The organism is Xanthomonas sp. 1678 (assembly GCF_031455575.1).
Classification (GTDB): Bacteria; Pseudomonadota; Gammaproteobacteria; order Xanthomonadales; family Xanthomonadaceae; genus Xanthomonas_A.
The window spans coordinates 653,884-671,112 of record NZ_JAVDSZ010000001.1 but is presented as its reverse complement, the minus strand read 5'-3'; the positions used below and the strand labels follow the sequence as shown (position 1 = coordinate 671,112).

At 69.2% G+C, this 17,229-nt stretch carries 11 protein-coding genes and 1 tRNA gene; 2 read left to right on the top strand and 10 right to left on the bottom strand.

What is annotated here, in order from left to right; genetic code table 11:
• Window positions 1–301 precede the first annotated feature (301 nt).
• Both J2Y70_RS02980 and J2Y70_RS02975 read right to left on the bottom strand, forming a co-directional pair.
• Window positions 302–4,660, bottom strand: coding sequence for a DEAD/DEAH box helicase (locus J2Y70_RS02980; RefSeq protein ID WP_309913048.1), 4,359 nt, complete (start codon window positions 4,658–4,660; stop codon window positions 302–304).
• Between the two features lie 241 nt (window positions 4,661–4,901).
• Entirely contained in the window at window positions 4,902–5,081 is a 180-nt protein-coding gene (locus J2Y70_RS02975; protein WP_309913045.1) for a hypothetical protein, read from the bottom strand.
• A 121-nt stretch (window positions 5,082–5,202) separates the two neighbouring features.
• Between J2Y70_RS02975 and J2Y70_RS02970 the strand changes: the two genes are divergently transcribed.
• Both J2Y70_RS02970 and J2Y70_RS02965 read left to right on the top strand, forming a co-directional pair.
• Window positions 5,203–5,520, top strand: a complete 318-nt coding sequence (locus J2Y70_RS02970; protein ID WP_263397885.1) for a DUF3175 domain-containing protein — start codon at window positions 5,203–5,205, stop codon at window positions 5,518–5,520.
• A gap of 115 nt (window positions 5,521–5,635) precedes the next feature.
• Window positions 5,636–7,009 carry an EAL domain-containing protein gene (locus J2Y70_RS02965; protein WP_309913042.1) on the top strand — a complete coding sequence of 458 codons (1,374 nt, stop codon included), beginning with the start codon at window positions 5,636–5,638 and terminating at the stop codon, window positions 7,007–7,009.
• 420 nt (window positions 7,010–7,429) lie between these two features.
• Here the strand turns inward: J2Y70_RS02965 and pnp are convergent, their stop codons facing one another.
• From pnp to J2Y70_RS02925, 8 genes are all read right to left on the bottom strand, one after another.
• Entirely contained in the window at window positions 7,430–9,538 is a 2,109-nt protein-coding gene (pnp, locus tag J2Y70_RS02960; protein WP_263397883.1) for a polyribonucleotide nucleotidyltransferase, read from the bottom strand.
• A 164-nt stretch (window positions 9,539–9,702) separates the two neighbouring features.
• Entirely contained in the window at window positions 9,703–9,963 is a 261-nt protein-coding gene (gene rpsO / locus J2Y70_RS02955; RefSeq protein ID WP_104558665.1) for a 30S ribosomal protein S15, read from the bottom strand.
• A 222-nt stretch (window positions 9,964–10,185) separates the two neighbouring features.
• Window positions 10,186–11,112 carry a tRNA pseudouridine(55) synthase TruB gene (truB, locus tag J2Y70_RS02950; protein WP_309913037.1) on the bottom strand — a complete coding sequence of 309 codons (927 nt, stop codon included), beginning with the start codon at window positions 11,110–11,112 and terminating at the stop codon, window positions 10,186–10,188.
• Window positions 11,113–11,354: 242 nt separating this feature from the next.
• Window positions 11,355–11,756 carry a 30S ribosome-binding factor RbfA gene (rbfA, locus tag J2Y70_RS02945; RefSeq protein WP_309913034.1) on the bottom strand — a complete coding sequence of 134 codons (402 nt, stop codon included), beginning with the start codon at window positions 11,754–11,756 and terminating at the stop codon, window positions 11,355–11,357.
• Between the two features lie 118 nt (window positions 11,757–11,874).
• A complete protein-coding gene (gene infB / locus J2Y70_RS02940) occupies window positions 11,875–14,577 on the bottom strand; it encodes a translation initiation factor IF-2 (protein WP_309913031.1) in 2,703 nt (900 codons plus the stop codon).
• A 92-nt stretch (window positions 14,578–14,669) separates the two neighbouring features.
• Complete coding sequence (gene nusA / locus J2Y70_RS02935; RefSeq protein ID WP_263397879.1) at window positions 14,670–16,181, bottom strand: transcription termination factor NusA; 1,512 nt, start codon at window positions 16,179–16,181, stop codon at window positions 14,670–14,672.
• Window positions 16,178–16,831, bottom strand: a complete 654-nt coding sequence (rimP, locus tag J2Y70_RS02930) for a ribosome maturation factor RimP (protein WP_309913027.1) — start codon at window positions 16,829–16,831, stop codon at window positions 16,178–16,180. Before rimP ends, nusA begins: the two co-directional genes overlap by 4 nt.
• Before the next feature lie 207 nt (window positions 16,832–17,038).
• Window positions 17,039–17,115: transfer RNA gene (locus J2Y70_RS02925), tRNA-Met, on the bottom strand.
• Between the last annotated feature and the right edge of the window lie 114 nt (window positions 17,116–17,229).

Here is a 17,229-nt window from a genome sequence, read left to right as displayed (position 1 = left end):
CGATTCCCCTTTAATCGCCACCACAAGTGCGGAATTACGCACAGACGCGGGCGACGGCGGAGCTTCGCTGAATACGGATAGGACCTTTCTGGGCGAGGCTCTTCGGTCGGCAAAGGTACGCGGCCCATGCCTGCCGCTCAGTGCCGCACTTTTCTCAACGGGAAATTGCCGCTGCGGAATCCCGAAAAAAATGGTGATTTGCACCACAATAATTTGTAGACAACACGTGAAGAACCTCAATCGAACGGCATCGCGCTGCTTGTCGAGCGAGAACGGCGATCGGGGTCTCGCTGCGGCGTCTTCAGCCCATGCCGGCGAGCATCGCGGCGATGGCGTCGCGCGTGCCCGACGCGACCGGCTCGCTCAGCCGTTGCCGCGCCGCGGCGCTGTCGGCGGCGCTCATGTCCTGCAACGGTTCGAAACGCTCCGCGACCCAAGTCGCCATCGGCAGCCCGTCGCGGTACAGCACGCGCGCGCCGGGCACCCGCGGCACGCGGTTGCCCGGCAGCACGCCGCCGAGCAGGTTCGCCGGATCGGCGGCGGCGATGCACAGCCAGGCGCCATCGTGCGGCTGGCGCCGCAGCTGGCGCAGCAGGCCGATCGCCTCGGGCAGCGCGAACTGCTCGCCGGACAGCCCGCTGATGAAGCGGCCGCCGCGGATCTCGCCGCGCGCCTCCAGTCGGTGGTAGACGCGCAGCAGCTCGCGCCACGGCGGCAGCCACGCCGCCTCGCGCTCGAGCAGGCGCCAGCAGACCACGCCGTAGCGGCGCAGCAGGGTCCGCGCCAGGTGTTCGATGGCCTCGCCGCGCACGGCCGCGTCGCCGCCATCGGTGGCGCCGCGCAACAGCGCCCAGCGGCCCGCATCCTGGATGCCGTACAACGGCACCCGGCGCCGCCGCCGCGACAGCGCCGAAGGCCGCTTGGAGGCCGGCACCAGCAAGGCGCGCAGCCCGGCGTAGCTGTCGCAGTGGATGCGGCCGGCCGCCACCAGGTCCGCCAGCGCCTCTTCCAGTTCGGTGGACAGCAACCGCGTGGCGTCGGCGATCTCGTCGAAGAACGAAGCGCCGTGCGCCTCCAGGTAGTCGGCGACCTTCTGCGCGCGCGAGCCGAGCGCGACCGGCGCGGCCGCCGCCGGCAGCAGCCGCGACCATTGCGCGGCACTGCGCCGCGGCAACAACAGGATCGGGGTGCTGCGCAGCGAGCCTGCGCCGCCGGCGCTGGCCGCGGCCGGGCGCAGCCGCGTCCACAGCGTGCGTCCGGCGCTGCACAGTTCGTCCAGCCAGGCCGGGGCGTAGTCGCGTACCCGCGCCGGCAACAGCTCGCTTTCCCACAGCGCCGCCGGCGCCTCGAAGCCTTCCAGTTGCGCCAGCACGCTGGCCAGCGCTTCGGCCCCGGCGACCCGGCCTTCGCCGTCCAGGTGCTGCCAGCGGAACAGGAAGCGCGCGTAGTCGCGCGGCGCCACCGGTTCGATCTCGCGGCGCAGCCGGCCCAGGGTGTAGCGATGGATGCGCGCCAGCAGATGGCGCTCGCACCACTCGTCGTCGCCGGCATCGGCGTTGAAGCGGCCGGGCAGGACGTAGCCGTCGCGTTGCAACGCCAGCAAGGCGGCCTGCACCTCGCGCAGCGGCAGCCGCAACGGCGCCGCCAGCGCGGCCGCGGTCACCGGCCCCAGCGCAGCCAGGCGCAGGCGCAGCAGCTCGCGCAGCGCGCTGTCGCGCTGCCAGTCGTCGATCGCATAGCCGTCGGGCACGGCGATGCGCGGCTGCGCCGCGGCCTGCGGATACAGCGGCGCGACCAGCGCCAGCGACTCGGCCGCGACCCACAACGCGGCGCCGTCGCTGCCGACGCCCTGCAACCGGGTGGCACGCGCATCGGCCGCCAGTTCCGCCAGCCAGGCCGGCCACGCGTCGTGCGCAGCGGCTTCGGCGGCGTCCAGCGCGCCGAGCGCGACCAGCGCCTCGTGCATCTCGTCGCGGCTGCGCGGCTGCGGCCAGGCCTCCTCGCGCACCGCGGCGATCGCCTCCGGATCGAGCCGGCCCAGATCGTCGGCGCTGTCCGGATCCTGGTAGCGGCGGCTGTGCACGGCCTGGGTGCGGCGCTCTTCCAGCGGCGCATCGTCGAGGAACGCGTACGGCCGCGCATCCAGCGCCTCGGCCGCCAGCGGCGACGCCGCGGCAAGATCGCGCGCCAGCACGCGCACGCTGCCGTCCGCGATGCCGCGCAGCAGCTGCAGCCAGCCGTCGCTGTCCATCGCCTCGTGCAGGCAGTCGTGCAGCGTCTGCGCGACCAGCGGGTGCTCGGGAATCTCGCGCTCGCCGACCAGGTTCTCGGCGCAGGCCACTTGGTCCGGGAACACCGTGGCCAGCAGATCCTCGGACTTCATCCGCTGCAGCTGCGGGGCGACCTTGCGCCCGCCGGTGAAGCGCGGCAAGGCCAGCGCGTTGGTGGCGTTCCAGCGCCAGCGCACGCCGAACAGCGGCGCCTCCAGCAGCGCCTGCACCAGCACATCCAGCGCCGACGACGGGTGCAGGTAGCGCGCGACCTCCTCCAGCGCGAAGCTGTGCCGGGTCGACAGCGACAGCACGATCGCGTCCTCGGTGGCGGCCGCCTGCAGTTCGAAATTGAAGGTGCGGCAGAAGCGCTTGCGCAGGGCCAGGCCCCAGGCGCGATTGATGCGGCTGCCGTGCACGCTGTGGATCACCAGTTGGGTGCCGCCGCTGTCGTCGAAGAAGCGCTCCAGCACGATGCAGCGCTGCGTCGGCAACGCACCCAGCGCGGTACGCGCGCGGCCCAGGTAGTCGACCAGTTGCTGCGCCGCGGCCGCGTCCAGCGCCACGTCCTCGTGCAGCCAGGCCAGCGCCTGCGCCGCGCCGCCCTGTTCCAGGCACTGCTCCAGCTGCGCGCGCAGCCGCGACACGCCGGCCGACAGCTCGTCGCTGCGCCCCGGCGCCTCGCCGAGCCAGAACGGGATGTTCGGCGGCGCGCCGCGCGCATCTTCCACCCGCACCCGCCCCGGCTCCACGCGCAGGATGCGGTAGCTGGCGTTGCCGAGCTGGAACACGTCGCCGCTGAGGCTCTCGACCGCGAAGTCCTCGTTGACCGTGCCGATGTTCTCGGCCTGCGGCTCCAGCAGCACGCTGTAGTCGCCGGTCTCGGGAATGGTGCCGCCGGAGGTCAACGCCGCCATGCGCGCGCCGCGGCGCTCGCGCACGCGGCGGTGCACCGCGTCGCGATGCAGGTATCCGGCGCGCGGGCCGAGCCGGGTGCTGAAGCCGTCGCTGAGCATCCGCAGCACTGCGTCGAAGCGCTCGCGCGGCAGCGTCGCGTACGGCCAGGCGCCGCGCACCAGCGCGTACAGCGCGTCTTCTTCCCATTCCTGGCACGCCACCTCGGCGACCAGCTGTTGCGCCAGCACGTCCAGCGGCGCGTCGAGCATGTGCAGCGCATCCAGCTCGCCGCGGCGCACGCAGTCCAGCAGCGCCGCGCATTCGACCAGGTCGTCGCGCGACTGCGGGAACAGCCGCGCCTTCGGGATGCCGCCGACGGCGTGGCCGGAGCGCCCGGCGCGCTGCAGGAAACTGGCGATCGAGCGCGGCGAGCCGAGCTGGCACACCAGGTCCACGTCGCCGATGTCCAGGCCCAGTTCCAGCGATGCGGTGGCGACCAGCACCTGCAACTGGCCGGCCTTGAGCCGTTGCTCGGCAAGCAGCCGCGCCTCGCGCGCCAGGCTGCCGTGATGCGCCGCCACCGCCTCGTTGCCGAGCAACTCGCCGAGGTGGCGCGCGGTGCGTTCGGCCATGCGCCGGGTGTTGACGAACACCAGCGTGGCGCGATGCGTGCGCACCAGCTCGGCCAGGCGCGCATACACCTGCTGCCACTGGTCGTTGGACATGCTCACGCTGAGCGGCGTCGGCGGCAGTTCCAGCGCCAGGTCGCGGGCGCGCGCATAGCCGATGTCGACGATCTCGCAATCGGGCTGGCCGTCGTGTACCGCTGCGCTGCCGACCAGGAAGCGCGCGACCGCATCGATCGGTTTCTGCGTCGCCGACAGGCCGATGCGCAGCGGCGGCACCGCGCACAGCTGCTGCAGGCGTTGCAGCGACAGCGCCAGGTGGCTGCCGCGCTTGTTCGCCGCCAGCGCATGGATCTCGTCGACGATCACCGTGCGCACGTGGCGCAGCGCGTCGCGACCGGAGACCGAGCCGAGCAGCACGTACAGCGATTCGGGCGTGGTCACCAGCACGTGCGGCGGGCGCCGCCGCGCCTGAGCGCGCTCGCGCTGCGGCGTGTCGCCGGTGCGCACCGCGGTGCGGATCTCCACGTCGGGCAGGCCGAGCGCGGCCAGTTCGGCGCGGATGCCGGCCAATGGCGCGTCGAGATTGAGCTGGATGTCGTTGGACAGCGCTTTCAACGGCGACACGTACAGCACCTGGGTGCGATCGGCGAGCCCGCCCTCGCGCAGGCCTTCACGCACCAGCGCATCGAGCGCGGCGAGAAACGCGGTCAGGGTCTTGCCGGAGCCGGTCGGCGCCGCCACCAGCGTATGCCGCCCGGCCTGGATCGCCGGCCACGCGGCCGCCTGCGCCGGCGTCGGCGCAGGGAAACGGCGCTCGAACCAGCGAGCGACGGCGGGATGGAAGCGTGCTTGCGGCAACGACATGCGGTCTCCTGCGGCGCGGCCATTGCGAGCGAGTGCAAGGCCGGCGGAAGCGGACCCGACCGATTGTCTCACGCGACAATCGCGGCAACGGCGTACCCATCGATAACTGGTGACGTTACCAGCGCCGATCAAGCGTGCAGGCGCGACGCCGCTGTTTTGCAGGGGTTTCCGGTTAATCGTTCATCGGAAATCGCACTGTCTACCACGAGACCCGAGATGCGCGGTTATGTTGTCGACGTCGTCACGTTTGCGCATCCAGCATCGGCAACGGACATGACACTCGCTCGGGGAGTCCTGCATGCGGCATGGCAGCATGATCGAACAGCAGCGTCGACGTCGGCAGGCATTCGCGCCGGCGTTGTTCGAACGCATCGGCCGCGCCGCCCGTCGCACACCCGAGCGCGGTGAAGCGTGCGTGCATGCCGCCGGCGTACATGCGCGCAGCGCATATCGCCTTCCCACCCCTGCGCCTACTGTCGGCGCCGCGCAGTTCTTGCGTTAACGCCCTCGTTCCACTTCGTCACCAGCAAGGAGCATCGTCCATGGCACACAGCAGCCCGAACGTTTCCACCGCCCACTGGGTGCAGCGCATCAACGACAGCAGCGATGCGCTGGATCTCACGCCCAGCGTGTTCGAACGCGACGATCCGGTGTCCATCGCCCGTTCGCTCAAGCACTCCGCCGACCAGAGCGCGCGCCGCCGCACCGGTCCCTACCGCTCGGCGATGTCGATGCTGACCTTCTACATCAACCGTGCCGGCAAGCAGCTGCCGGCGCAGCGCCGCGAAGTGCTGGAGCAGGCCAAGGACGAACTGCGCAGCCTGTACGGCAAGCCGCGCAAGGACCGCACCGCCGTTTGAATGCCGCGGCCCGGCGCGCGGCGGCGCAGCCCGGCGCATGCGGCGATCCCGCGCCCGGCTGACCGCTCCGGGCGCCCCGTTGCTCTGCGCCGACCCATCGGCGCATGATCCGGACATGACCAAGCAACCCGACGTTTCGGACCGGGTCCAGCGCCCTGCCGATGCCGCTGCCGAGCGCGGCCCCGCCGCCTCGGCGATGAGCGAAGACGCCTTGCTGCTATCGCGGATCATCCTCGCCCAGGGCGAGATCGCCGCGGCCGGCAGCGACCCGCTGCAGGTGGTCGACGTGGTGACCCGCCGCGCGCAGGAGCTGACCCGCTCCACCGGCGCGGTGGTGGAGATGCGCGACGGCGACGACATGCTGTACTGGTCGGCCAGCGGCGTCGCCGAACAGCACCTGGGCCTGCGCCTGCCCAGCGGCAGCAGCCTGTCCGGGCTGTGCATGCGCAGCGGCCAGGTGCTGCGCTGCGACGATTCGGAAGAAGACCCGCGGGTCAATCGCGAGGCCTGCCGCAAGGTCGGCCTGCGCTCGATGCTGGTGGCGCCGCTGCGCTACGGCGAGCGCGGCATCGGCGTGCTCAAGGTGATGTCGCCGTACCGCTGCAGCTACACCCCGCAGGACGTGCGCACGCTGGAGATGCTGGCGACCCTGGTCGGCGCGACCCTGGCGCTGGCGATGGACCGCGCCGCGCTGCAGACCGATATCGCGCGCCGGCAGGACGCGGAGAAACACGCGTTCCGCGAGAAGGCGGCGATCGCCACGCGGATCCGCGAAGCGGTCGCCAACGCGCGCCTGCAGATCGTGACCCAGCCGGTACTGGCGCTGGCCTCGCGGCGCATCGTCGGGGTCGAGGCGCTGTCGCGGTTTCCGTCCCATCCCGGCCTGCCGCCGCTGCGCTGGTTCGACGACGCGCGCAAGGTCGGGCTGGCGCTGGAGCTGGAACTGGCCGCCGCGCGCAAGGCGCTGGACCTGCTGGCGCAGCTGCCGCCGCCGCTGTACCTGGCGATCAACGTCTCCGCGCAGACCCTGCTGCATCCGCAGCTGGAGGCGCTGCTGCACGGCCACGACCTGTCGCGGGTGGTGCTGGAGATCACCGAGCAGCTGCAGGCGCCGGACTATCCGCGCCTGTCCGAGCATATCGGCGCGCTGCAGCGGCAGGGCCTGCGCATCACCCTGGACGACGCCGGCACCGGCTTCGCCAGCCTGCGCCACCTGCTGCACCTGGCGCCGGACATCATCAAGCTGGACCTGACCCTGACCCGCGGCATCGACGCCGAACCGCGGCGCCAGCGGCTGGCGCTGGCGATCCTGTCCTTCGCCGCCGAGACCGACGCCAGCGTGATCGTCGAAGGCATCGAGACCGAGAGCGAACTGGCCACGCTGCAGGCGCTGGGCGCGCGCTACGGCCAGGGCTACCAACTGGCGCATCCGGGGCCGCTGTCGGCGCACCTGGCGCGGTATCCGGCGGCCGGCGACGAGCCGGTCTGAGTCCGCTGCAAGCTTCGTCGGGGCGTGTCGGCCGGGGTGTTGCAGCTGGTACGGCGTTGTGGGAGCGACTTCAGTCGCGACGGGCGTACCAGTAATGCCCGTCGCGACTGAAGTCGCTCCCACAATGTTCGCTCCTTGGTAGCTTGAGCGCCGAGCCAGCATGCGTGCTTCGCGCCCACACCGCCCATAAAAGCCAAGCGCGCGGCGAGCCTCGTCAGAGCATCCGGATCGATGTTGTAGGAGCGGCTTCAGCCGCGACCTGGCATTCACCAGGGAAGGCTCCGGTCGCGGCTGAAGCCGCTCCTACAGGGATCGATCGTGGCCTTCGCGTCCCGACCGCTCAGCAACGCACTCCGCCAACCGCGCCCATAAAAAAAGCGGGCCGAAGCCCGCTTTTTTTGCAGCGATGACGCCGACGGCTTACTCGGCCGACACGCCCTCGCCTTCCTCGACGGCCTTCATCGACAGGCGGATGCGGCCCTGCTTGTCGACTTCCAGCACCTTGACCTTGACCAGATCGCCTTCCTTCAACACGTCGCTGACCTTCTCGACGCGGTCGCTGGAGATCTGCGACACGTGCACCAGACCGTCCTTGCCCGGCAGGATGGTGACGAACGCACCGAAGTCCATGATCTTGGCGACCTTGCCTTCGTAGATGCGGCCCGGCTCCACGTCCGAGGTGATCTGCTCGATGCGCGCCTTGGCGGCCTGCGCAGCGATCGCGTTGACCGAGGCGATGACGATGGTGCCGTCGTCCTGGATGTCGATCTGCGTACCGGTTTCCTTGGTGATCGCCTGGATGGTCGAGCCGCCCTTGCCGATCACTTCGCGGATCTTGTCCGGGTGGATCTTGATCGTCAGCAGGCGCGGCGCGTAGTCGCTCAGCTCCGAACGCGGACCGGTCAGCGCGCTGGCCATCTCGCCGAGGATGTGCAGGCGGCCGGCCTTGGCCTGCGCCAGGGCCTGCTTCATGATCTCTTCGGTGATGCCTTCGATCTTGATGTCCATCTGCAGCGCGGACACGCCTTCGGCGGTACCGGCGACCTTGAAGTCCATGTCGCCCAGGTGATCTTCGTCACCCAGGATGTCCGACAGCACCACGAAATCCTCGCCTTCCTTGACCAGGCCCATCGCGATGCCCGCGACCGGCGCCTTCACCGGCACACCGGCGTCCATCAGCGCCAGCGAGCTGCCGCACACCGAGGCCATCGACGAGGAACCGTTGGACTCGGTGATTTCCGAAACCACGCGGATCGTGTACGGGAACTCTTCCATGCTCGGCATCACCGCCAGCACGCCGCGCTTGGCGAGGCGGCCGTGGCCGATCTCGCGACGCTTCGGCGCGCCGAAGCGGCCGCACTCGCCCACCGAGTAGGGGGGGAAGTTGTAATGGAACAGGAAGTTTTCCTTGTACTCGCCGGAGACCGCGTCGATCACCTGGCCGTCGCGGGCGGTGCCCAGCGTGGTGACCACGATCGCCTGGGTCTCGCCGCGGGTGAACAGCGCCGAGCCATGGGTACGCGGCAGCACGCCGGCCTTGACGCTGATCGGACGCACGGTGTCCAGCGCACGGCCGTCGATGCGTACCTTGGTGCTCAGCACCGAGCCGCGCATGGTCTGGTATTCCAGCTCGCCGAATTCCTTGGACAGGTCGGCCACGACCCAGCCTTCCACCGCGGCGCGCGGCGTCAGCTGCGCCAGCACGTCCTTCTTGATCGCCGAGATCGCGTCGCGGCGCTGCAGCTTGTCGCGCACTTGGAACGCCGACGCCAGCTGATCGCCGACCGCTTCCTTCAGCGCCGCGATCATGCCTTCGTTCTTCGCCGGGGCGACCCAGTCGGACGGCTTGGTGCCGGCTTCGACGGTCAGCTCGTTGATGATGTTGATGACCTTCTGCATCTCGCGATGGCCGAAGGTGACCGCGCCGAGCATCACTTCCTCAGACAGCAGCGCCGCTTCGGACTCGACCATCAGCACCGCGTTGGCGGTACCGGCCACGACCAGCTCCAGCTGCGATTCCTTCAACTCCGACACGGTCGGGTTGAGGATGTACTCGCCGTTCTTGTAGCCGACCTTGGCGGCGGCGATCGGACCGTTGAACGGGGTGCCGGCCAGCGACAGCGCGGCCGAGGCGCCGATCAGCGCGGCGATGTCGCCGTCGATGTCCGGGTTCATCGACATCACCGTGGCGATGATCTGCACTTCGTTCTTGTAGTCCTCCGGGAACAGCGGACGGATCGGACGGTCGATCAGACGCGAAATCAGCGTCTCCTTCTCGGTCGCACGTCCCTCGCGCTTGAAGAAGCCGCCGGGGATGCGGCCGCCGGCGTAGAACTTCTCCTGATAGTCGACCGTCAGCGGGAAGAAGTCCTGACCTTCGCGCGCGCTCTTGGCGGCGACGGCGGTGACCAGCAGTACGGTGTCGTCCATCTTGACGATGACGGCGCCGCCGGCCTGGCGGGCGATCTCGCCGGTTTCGAGGGTGACGGTGTGCTTGCCGTACTGGAAGGTTTTGGTGATTTTTGCCACGGGGTTTCCTTGGATGATGCTGTCTTCGAATGGACCGCTGACGGCCCATGCCGCTGGCGGGTGGCCGGGAGGATCCGGCCGGCGGCGCGGAGCATTCCCCGGGCCACGGTACTACCCAAAACAAAACCGCGGCGCATCACTGCGCCGCGGTGGGGTTCGTTGCCTCAGCGACGCAGGCCGAGCTTCTCGATCAGCGCCTTGTAGCGCTCGCCATCCTTCTTCTTCAGGTAGTCGAGCAGGCTGCGGCGGCGGTTGACCATCTGCAGCAGGCCGCGGCGGCTGTGGTGATCCTTCTTGTGGGTCTTGAAGTGGCCGGTCAGCAGCTCGATGCGGGCGGTCAGCAGGGCCACCTGCACTTCCGGGGAGCCGGTATCGGCGGCGCCGCGCTTGTTTTCTTCGATGACTTTCTGGGTGTCGACGGACATGGTGTGTTTTCTCTGAGATGCGGGGCCGGCAGGAACGTGCTGATGACGCACCGCCTGGCTCGCCGATTGCGAAGGATTGCGCCGGAGCGCAGGGATGCCGTAAAGGCCGCGGAATTGTACCGGTCCCAGCCCTGGCGGACAAGGTGTTAACGCTGCGTCACGATTCGACCGCGCGCCCGACCGCCCTTCCGCGACCCGCCGGTGCGCCCTGCGCGCGCCGGATCACAGGTTGAACATGCGCTGCGGCGCCAGCAGCCCGCTGGCGTCGACCTGGCCCAGCCCCAGCGGCAGGTCGTCGGCGCCGAACACCGCGACCGCGCCAGGCGCCCAGGCGGCATCGCGTAGGCGTTGGCCCATGCGGAAGCGCTGCGCCGCAGCATGGTCCAGGCACAGCGGCGGGAAATCGGCCAGGCCGGCGGCCAGCGGCAGCAGCAGCGCGTCCAGCGCCGCCGGATCCTGCGTGGCGAGCCGCTGCAACTGCTCCAGGGTCACCATCCGCGGCTCCCGGAACGGCTCCACCCACAAGCGACGCAGCCCGGCGATATGCGCGCCGCAGCCCAGCGTCTCGCCCAGGTCGCGGGCCAGGCTGCGGATATAGGTGCCGGAGCCGCAGGCCACGTGCAGGTGCAGGCGCTCGCCCTCGTGGGCGAGCACGTCGATGGCGTGCACCTCGACCTCGCGCTCCGGCGCCTCGATCGCCTCGCCGCGGCGCGCCTTCGCATACAGCGGCTCGCCGCCCTGCTTGAGCGCCGAATAGATCGGCGCGCGCTGGCGGATGCGACCGCGCAGCGGCGCCAGCGCCACCTGCAGGGTCGCCGCATCGATCGGCGGCACCGGCCGGGTGCGCAGCACCGCGCCGTCGGCATCGTCGCTGTCGGTGGTCACCCCGAGCACGATCTGCGCCTCGTAGGCCTTGGCCGAGCCCAGCAGCAGCCCGGCCAGCTTGGTCGCTTCGCCGAAGCACAACGGCAACAGGCCGGTGGCCAGCGGGTCCAGACTGCCGGTATGGCCGCCCTTCTCCGCGCGGAACAGGCGCCGCGCCGCCTGCAGCGCGGCGTTGGAGCTCATGCCGGCCGGCTTGTCGAGCAGCACGATGCCGTCGAGGCGACGAAAGGAAATGCGGGGCAGTCGGGGGCCGAAGACGGGCATGGGGTTCGGGACCGGGGACTCGGGACTCGGGACTCGGAAAAGCGCAATCGGGAGTCGGACGGTGAAAGCCTGCGATGGCGCAGGCTGGACTTGGGTGGTAGCTGCCGAATGGTCAGCGGACAGCGGGTACGACTATCGCAGGCGACGACGCTGGAAAAGCACGGCCATCGATGCAAAAACCTGCTTGCCGTTCGCCAATGCGGCTTGCGTACGGCATCGATGCTTGCGCATCGTGCGACCGTTCACTCCTTGGACGGAGCCGGCTCGCTATCGCTGTCGCCGTCTTCGGACTGCTGCAGTTCGGGCATGTCGCGCAGCAGGTTGTCGATACGCTCGCCGCGGTCGACCGAATCGTCGTAGTGGAAATGCAGTTCGGGCACGTGACGCAGCTTCATCGCCCGCGCCAACTCGCTGCGCAACTGCGGCGCCAGCTCTTTCAGGCCCTTGACCGCTTCGGCGGAACGCTCCGGCAGCAACGCGGTGACGAACACCTTGGCATGGGCCAGGTCGCGGCTGATCTCGACATCGGACACGCTGACCGACGGCAGGCCGTGATCGCGCACGGCCGAATGCACGATCGTGCCCAGGTCGCGGCGGACCTGCGCGGACACGCGATCGGTGCGGTGGAAGGATTTTGTTGCCATGGTCCGGGATCTCGTTGATGCGGGACCAGGGACCGGGGACCGGGGACCGGGAAGAGCAAGAGCGGTTGCCTTTGCTTTTCCCGGGTCCCCGGTCCCCGGTTCCCGGTCCCGACGTGCGTTACAGCGTGCGCTGCACTTCGATGCGCTCGAAGCACTCGATCTGGTCGCCCGGCTTGACGTCGTTGTACGCCTTCACGCCGATGCCGCACTCGGTGCCGTTGCGCACCTCGTCGACGTTCTCCTTGAAGCGACGCAGCGATTCCAGTTCGCCTTCGAACACCACGGTGTTGTCGCGCAGCACGCGGATCGGCTTGTTGCGCTTGACCACGCCCTCCACGACCATGCAGCCGGCGACCGCGCCGAACTTGGAGCTGCGGAACACGTCGCGCACCTCGGCGGTACCGATGATCTCTTCGCGGATCTCCACGCCGAGCAGACCGGAGGCCACCTGCTTCACCTGGTCGATCACGTCGTAGATGATCGAGAAGTAGCGCAGGTCGATGCCGTTGGTTTCGATGATGCGACGCGCCGAGGCGTCCGCACGCACGTTGAAGCCGATCACCGTGGCCTTGGAAGCCAGCGCCGAGTTCGCATCGGACTCGGTGATGCCGCCCACGCCGGAGTGGATCACGTTGATGCGGATCTGCTCGTTGGACAGCGCCACCAGCGACTGCTTGAGCGCTTCCACCGAACCCTGCACGTCGGCCTTGATCACCAGGTTCAGCGACAGCTGGCCTTCGCCCTTGCCGAGCTGCGACATGATGTCTTCCATGCGGCTGCCCGCCGAGGACACCAGGCGCGATTCGCGGCGCTTGGTCTCGCGCTGCTGCGCCACGTCCTTGGCCAGGCGCTCGTCGTCGACCACCACGAAATCGTCGCCGGCATCCGGCACGCCGGACAGACCCAGCACCTGCACCGGGATCGACGGGCCCGCCTCGGACGGCTGGCCGCCGGTCTCGTCGAACAGCGCACGCACGCGGCCGTACTGCACGCCGCACACCAGGTAGTCGCCCTTCTTCAGGCTGCCCTGCTGCACCAGCACCGTCGCCACCGGGCCGCGGCCCTTGTCCAGCGAGGATTCGATCACCACGCCGCTGGCGCGGCCATCGAACACCGCCTTCAGTTCCAGCACTTCGGCCTGCAGCGAGATCGCGTCGAGCAGCGTATCGATGCCCGCGCCGGTCTTGGCCGAGACTTCGACGAACTGGGTGTCGCCGCCGAATTCCTCGGCGACCACGTCCTGCGAGAGCAGTTCGTTCTTGACCCGCAGCGGATCGGCGCCGGACTTGTCGATCTTGTTGACCGCCACGATCAGCGGCACGCCGGCCGCCTTGGCGTGCTTGACCGCCTCGATCGTCTGCGGCATCACGCCGTCGTCGGCCGCCACCACCAGCACCACGATGTCGGTCAGCTTGGCGCCGCGCGCGCGCATCGAGGTGAAGGCCGCGTGGCCCGGGGTATCCAGGAAGCTGATGACGCCACGGTCGGTTTCGACGTGGTAGGCACCGATGTGCTGGGTGATGCCGCCGGCTTCGCCGGAGGCGACCTTGGTGCGGCGGATGTAGTCCAGCAGCGAGGTCTTGCCGTGGTCGACGTGGCCCATGATGGTGACCACCGGCGGCCGCGGCAGCTTCTCGCCCTGCTCGTCCTCGGTGTGCGCCAGCAGCGCGTCCTCGGCGTCGGCGCTGCCCGCGCGCACCGGCTTGTGGCCGAGCTCTTCGGTGATCAGCGCCGCGGTGTCGTGGTCGATGGACTGGGTGATGGTGGCCATCACGCCCATCTTGAACAGCGCCTTGACCACGTCGCCGCCCTTCAGCGCGAGCTTCTGCGCCAGGTCGGCCACGGTGATCGTCTCGCCGATCGCCACTTCGCGCACCACCGGTGCGGTCGGACGCTCGAAGCCGTGCGCGCCGCCGCCGCTGCGCGAGACCTCGGGCTGGCGACGGCCGCCGCTGTTGCCGCCGCGCGGCTTGCCGCGCACGTTGGAACGGCGCGCGCGATCGGCTGCGGACAGGTGCAACTGGCCGGCGAAGCGGCTGGTGCTGTCGTCGTCCTCGACGCCGGCGACCATCACGTGCGAGCCGCGGGTCTTGTGCTTATTGCCGGCGTTGCGGTCGTCGCTGCGCGGCGCGGCCGGCTTCGGCGGATGGTGCGGCGCGGTGGCCGGACGCGGCGCGCGCGGCGCGGCGGCGGCGCCAGTGGCGGCACCGGCATTCGGCGTCGCAGCGGCGACAGGCGCAGCCGCCGGCGGCGCCGATTCGGCCTCGGCAGCCGCCTGCGCAGCCTTGCGCTCGGCTTCCACGCGGTCGCGCGCGTCCTGCTCGGCCTGGCGCTTGCGCTCGATTTCCTCGGCGCGCGCGCGGTCCTGCTCGGCGAGCTTCTGCTGTTCGGCCAGATTGCGCTGCTTGGAGGCTTCCAGCTTGCGCAGGATCTCGGCGCGCTCGTCATCCACCCGTCCGCCCGACGACATGCCCGCGCGCTCGGCGGCCAGGTCCTCGGCGGTCTTGACGTAGGTCCGCTTCTGCCGGACCTCGACGTTGACCGTGGTCTTGCTGCGCCCGGCGCTGACCGTCACTTCCTGCAGCTTGCGCCGGTTCAGGGTGATCTTCTTCGGCGCGGCCTGGGCTTCTTCCTCGACCGGCTTGTCGGTCTTGCCGTGGGTACGGCGCAGGAAGCCGAGCAGCTTCATCTTTTCGGTGCTGGTCACGACCTGGTCGGGACCGCTGAACTTCATCCCGGCCTCGGCCAGTTGAACCAGCAGTTTATCGACCGGCGTGTTCACCAGTTCGGCCAGCTTGCGGATGGTGGTTTGCTGCGACATTCGGATCCTATGATCTGGTTGGCGCCCCCTCGCGTGCGAAGGTAGCGCGGATTCTAAGCCCTGATCGGTTCAGGGCGGCATTCATCGCTGACTCATTCGCCGCGTTCCAATCGGGCGATCTCCTCGGCACGGGCGGCCAGGATGAGCGCGGCGGCGCGCTCCTGGTCCAGGTCCTCGATGCCGAACTCGAGGATTTCGTCGGCGGCCAGATCCGACAGGTCCTCGCTGGTCCGCACGCCATGGCTGGCCAGCGCATAGGCGGTGGCTTCGTCCATGCCTTCCAGGGCCAACAGGTCCGCCGTCGGCACGCCGCTGTCGTCGCTTTCCTCGGCGGCCAGCGCCTCGTTGAGCAGCGCATCGCGCGCGCGGGCCCGCAGTTCCTCGACGATATCCTCGTCGAAGCCTTCCACCGCCAGCAGTTCGCCGACCGGCACGTAGGCGATTTCCTCGACCGAGTTGAAGCCCTCGGCGACCAGGATCGCGGCGATTTCCTCGTCCACTTCCAGCTTGTCCATGAACAGCTGGCGGGCGACGGCCTGCTCGGCCTCGGACTTGGCCGCGACCTGCTCGGCGGTCATCACGTTGAGCTGCCATCCGGTCAGGCGGCTGGCCAGGCGCACGTTCTGGCCGCCCTTGCCGATCGCCTGGGCCAGGCGGTCCTCGGCCACAGCCAGGTCCATCGAGTGCTTCTCTTCGTCGACGATGATCGACTGCACTTCCGCCGGCGCCATCGCGTTGATGACGAAGTTGGCCGGGTTGTCGTTCCACAGCACGATGTCCACGCGCTCGCCGTTGAGCTCGTTGGACACCGCCTGCACGCGCGAACCGCGCATGCCGATGCAGGCGCCGATCGGGTCGGTGCGGGTGTCGTGCGCCAGCACCGCGATCTTGGCGCGGTCGCCGGGATCACGCGCGCAGGCCTTGATCTCGACCAGGCCCTGGCCCACTTCCGGCACTTCCAGCTTGAACAGCTCGATCATGAACTCCGGCGCGGCGCGGCTGATGAACAGCTGCGGGCCGCGCGGCTCCGAACGCACTTCGGCCAGGTAGCCGCGGACGCGGTCGCCGGCGCGCAGCACGTCGCGCGGGATGCCCTTGTCCTTGGGGATGAAGGCCTCGGCGTTGCCGCCCAGGTCGACATAGATGTTGCCGCGCTCGGCGCGCTTGACCACGCCGGTGATCAGTTCGCCGACGCGATCCTTCCACGCGTCCACCACCTGCTGGCGCTCGGCCTCGCGCACGCGCTGCACGATCACCTGCTTGGCGGCCTGCGCGGCGATGCGCCCGAAATCCGGATTCTCGATCTGCTCTTCGATGTAGTCGCCGACGTCCACGCCCTCGGCCTCGTCGACCGCGTCCATCAGGCGGATCTGCCGGTCCGGCGATTCCATCACCACGTCGTCGGCCACCACTTCCCAGCGGCGGTAGGTTTCGTAATTGCCGTCCTTGTGATCGATGGTGACGCGCGTCAGCACGTCCTGATCGGGGTAGCGCTTCTTCGCCGCCGACGCCAGTGCGGCCTCGATCGCGTCGAAGATCACTTCGCGCGGCACGCCCTTTTCGTTGGCCACCGCGTCGACTACCAGCAACAGTTCCTTGCTCATTCTTTCACTCCGCGCGCAGCCTTGTCGGCCGCCGGTTCGTTGGATGGTTTCTTATTGGATTTTGCGGTCTTGCCAGCCGGCTTGCGCTTGGGCAAGAGCTTGGGCTTGGGAGCCATCTTGCCCGGCTGCTTGGGCGCCTTGCCCGGCTTGGTCGGAGCCAGGCCCAGCGCCGCCCAGTCGGGCAGGATCCGCGCCTTGTCGATATTGTCGAAGTCCACCGCCAGTTCGGCGCCGTCGACCTCGAACACGATGCGGCCGGCGTCCGCGTCGACCTGGGCGATGCGCCCCTGCAGGCGGCGACGGCCCTGCAGCGGCAGCTTCAGCACCACCTTGGCCGATTCGCCCTGGTGGCGCGCGAACTGCGCCGCGGTGAACAGCGGGCGGTCCACGCCGGGCGAGGACACTTCCAGCGTGTAGTTGCCGCTGATCGGATCTTCCACGTCCAGCTGCGCCGACACTTCGCGGCTGACCCGTTCGCAATCGTCGATGTTGACCGTGCGCTCGGGCTGTTCGGCCAGCGGCACGTCGATATACAGGCGCAGCGTGGCGCCGCCCGAGGCCGGCAGGTATTCCGCCCCCAGCAACTCCAGGCCCAACGCGTCCACGGTCGGGCCCAGCAGATTCGCGATTTCGTTTGCCTTGTCGCTCACAGCCTGCCTTGCATCAGAATGAATGGAGAATCGGTCCTGGCGGTTTTCCCGGACCCCGGAAACGACAAAGGGCCCGTTGGGCCCCTTATCCGGTACGACTCCGGTAACGCTGGATTCCGGTTGCAAAGACGGGAACATGCGTCTTCGCGAAGCCCAGATTTCCCTACCGCAGGCAACCGATGCACTGGTTGCCGCTGTAGACAAATATGGTAGCGGGGGCAGGATTTGAACCTGCGACCTTCGGGTTATGAGCCCGACGAGCTGCCAGACTGCTCCACCCCGCAGCAGAAGCGGAATTATGAAGAATCAGCGCGATGATTGCAAGCCCTGATTTTCCATCCGACCCGGTGGCGATGCCGCCGGTCTTCGAGCGACATGATACCCGCAAGCGACCGATT

Excerpts from the sequence above, each read along its gene's own strand:
- J2Y70_RS02975 (WP_309913045.1), bottom strand. The coding sequence starts at position 5,081 with ATGCACGCACGCTTCACCGCGCTCGGGTGTGCGACGGGCGGCGCGGCC.
- J2Y70_RS02970 (WP_263397885.1), top strand. The coding sequence starts at position 5,203 with ATGGCACACAGCAGCCCGAACGTTTCCACCGCCCACTGGGTGCAGCGC.
- infB (WP_309913031.1), bottom strand. The coding sequence starts at position 14,577 with ATGTCGCAGCAAACCACCATCCGCAAGCTGGCCGAACTGGTGAACACG.
- rpsO (WP_104558665.1), bottom strand. The coding sequence starts at position 9,963 with ATGTCCGTCGACACCCAGAAAGTCATCGAAGAAAACAAGCGCGGCGCC.
- rbfA (WP_309913034.1), bottom strand. The coding sequence starts at position 11,756 with ATGGCAACAAAATCCTTCCACCGCACCGATCGCGTGTCCGCGCAGGTC.
- J2Y70_RS02980 (WP_309913048.1), bottom strand. The coding sequence starts at position 4,660 with ATGTCGTTGCCGCAAGCACGCTTCCATCCCGCCGTCGCTCGCTGGTTC.
- nusA (WP_263397879.1), bottom strand. The coding sequence starts at position 16,181 with ATGAGCAAGGAACTGTTGCTGGTAGTCGACGCGGTGGCCAACGAAAAG.
- J2Y70_RS02965 (WP_309913042.1), top strand. The coding sequence starts at position 5,636 with ATGACCAAGCAACCCGACGTTTCGGACCGGGTCCAGCGCCCTGCCGAT.
- truB (WP_309913037.1), bottom strand. The coding sequence starts at position 11,112 with ATGCCCGTCTTCGGCCCCCGACTGCCCCGCATTTCCTTTCGTCGCCTC.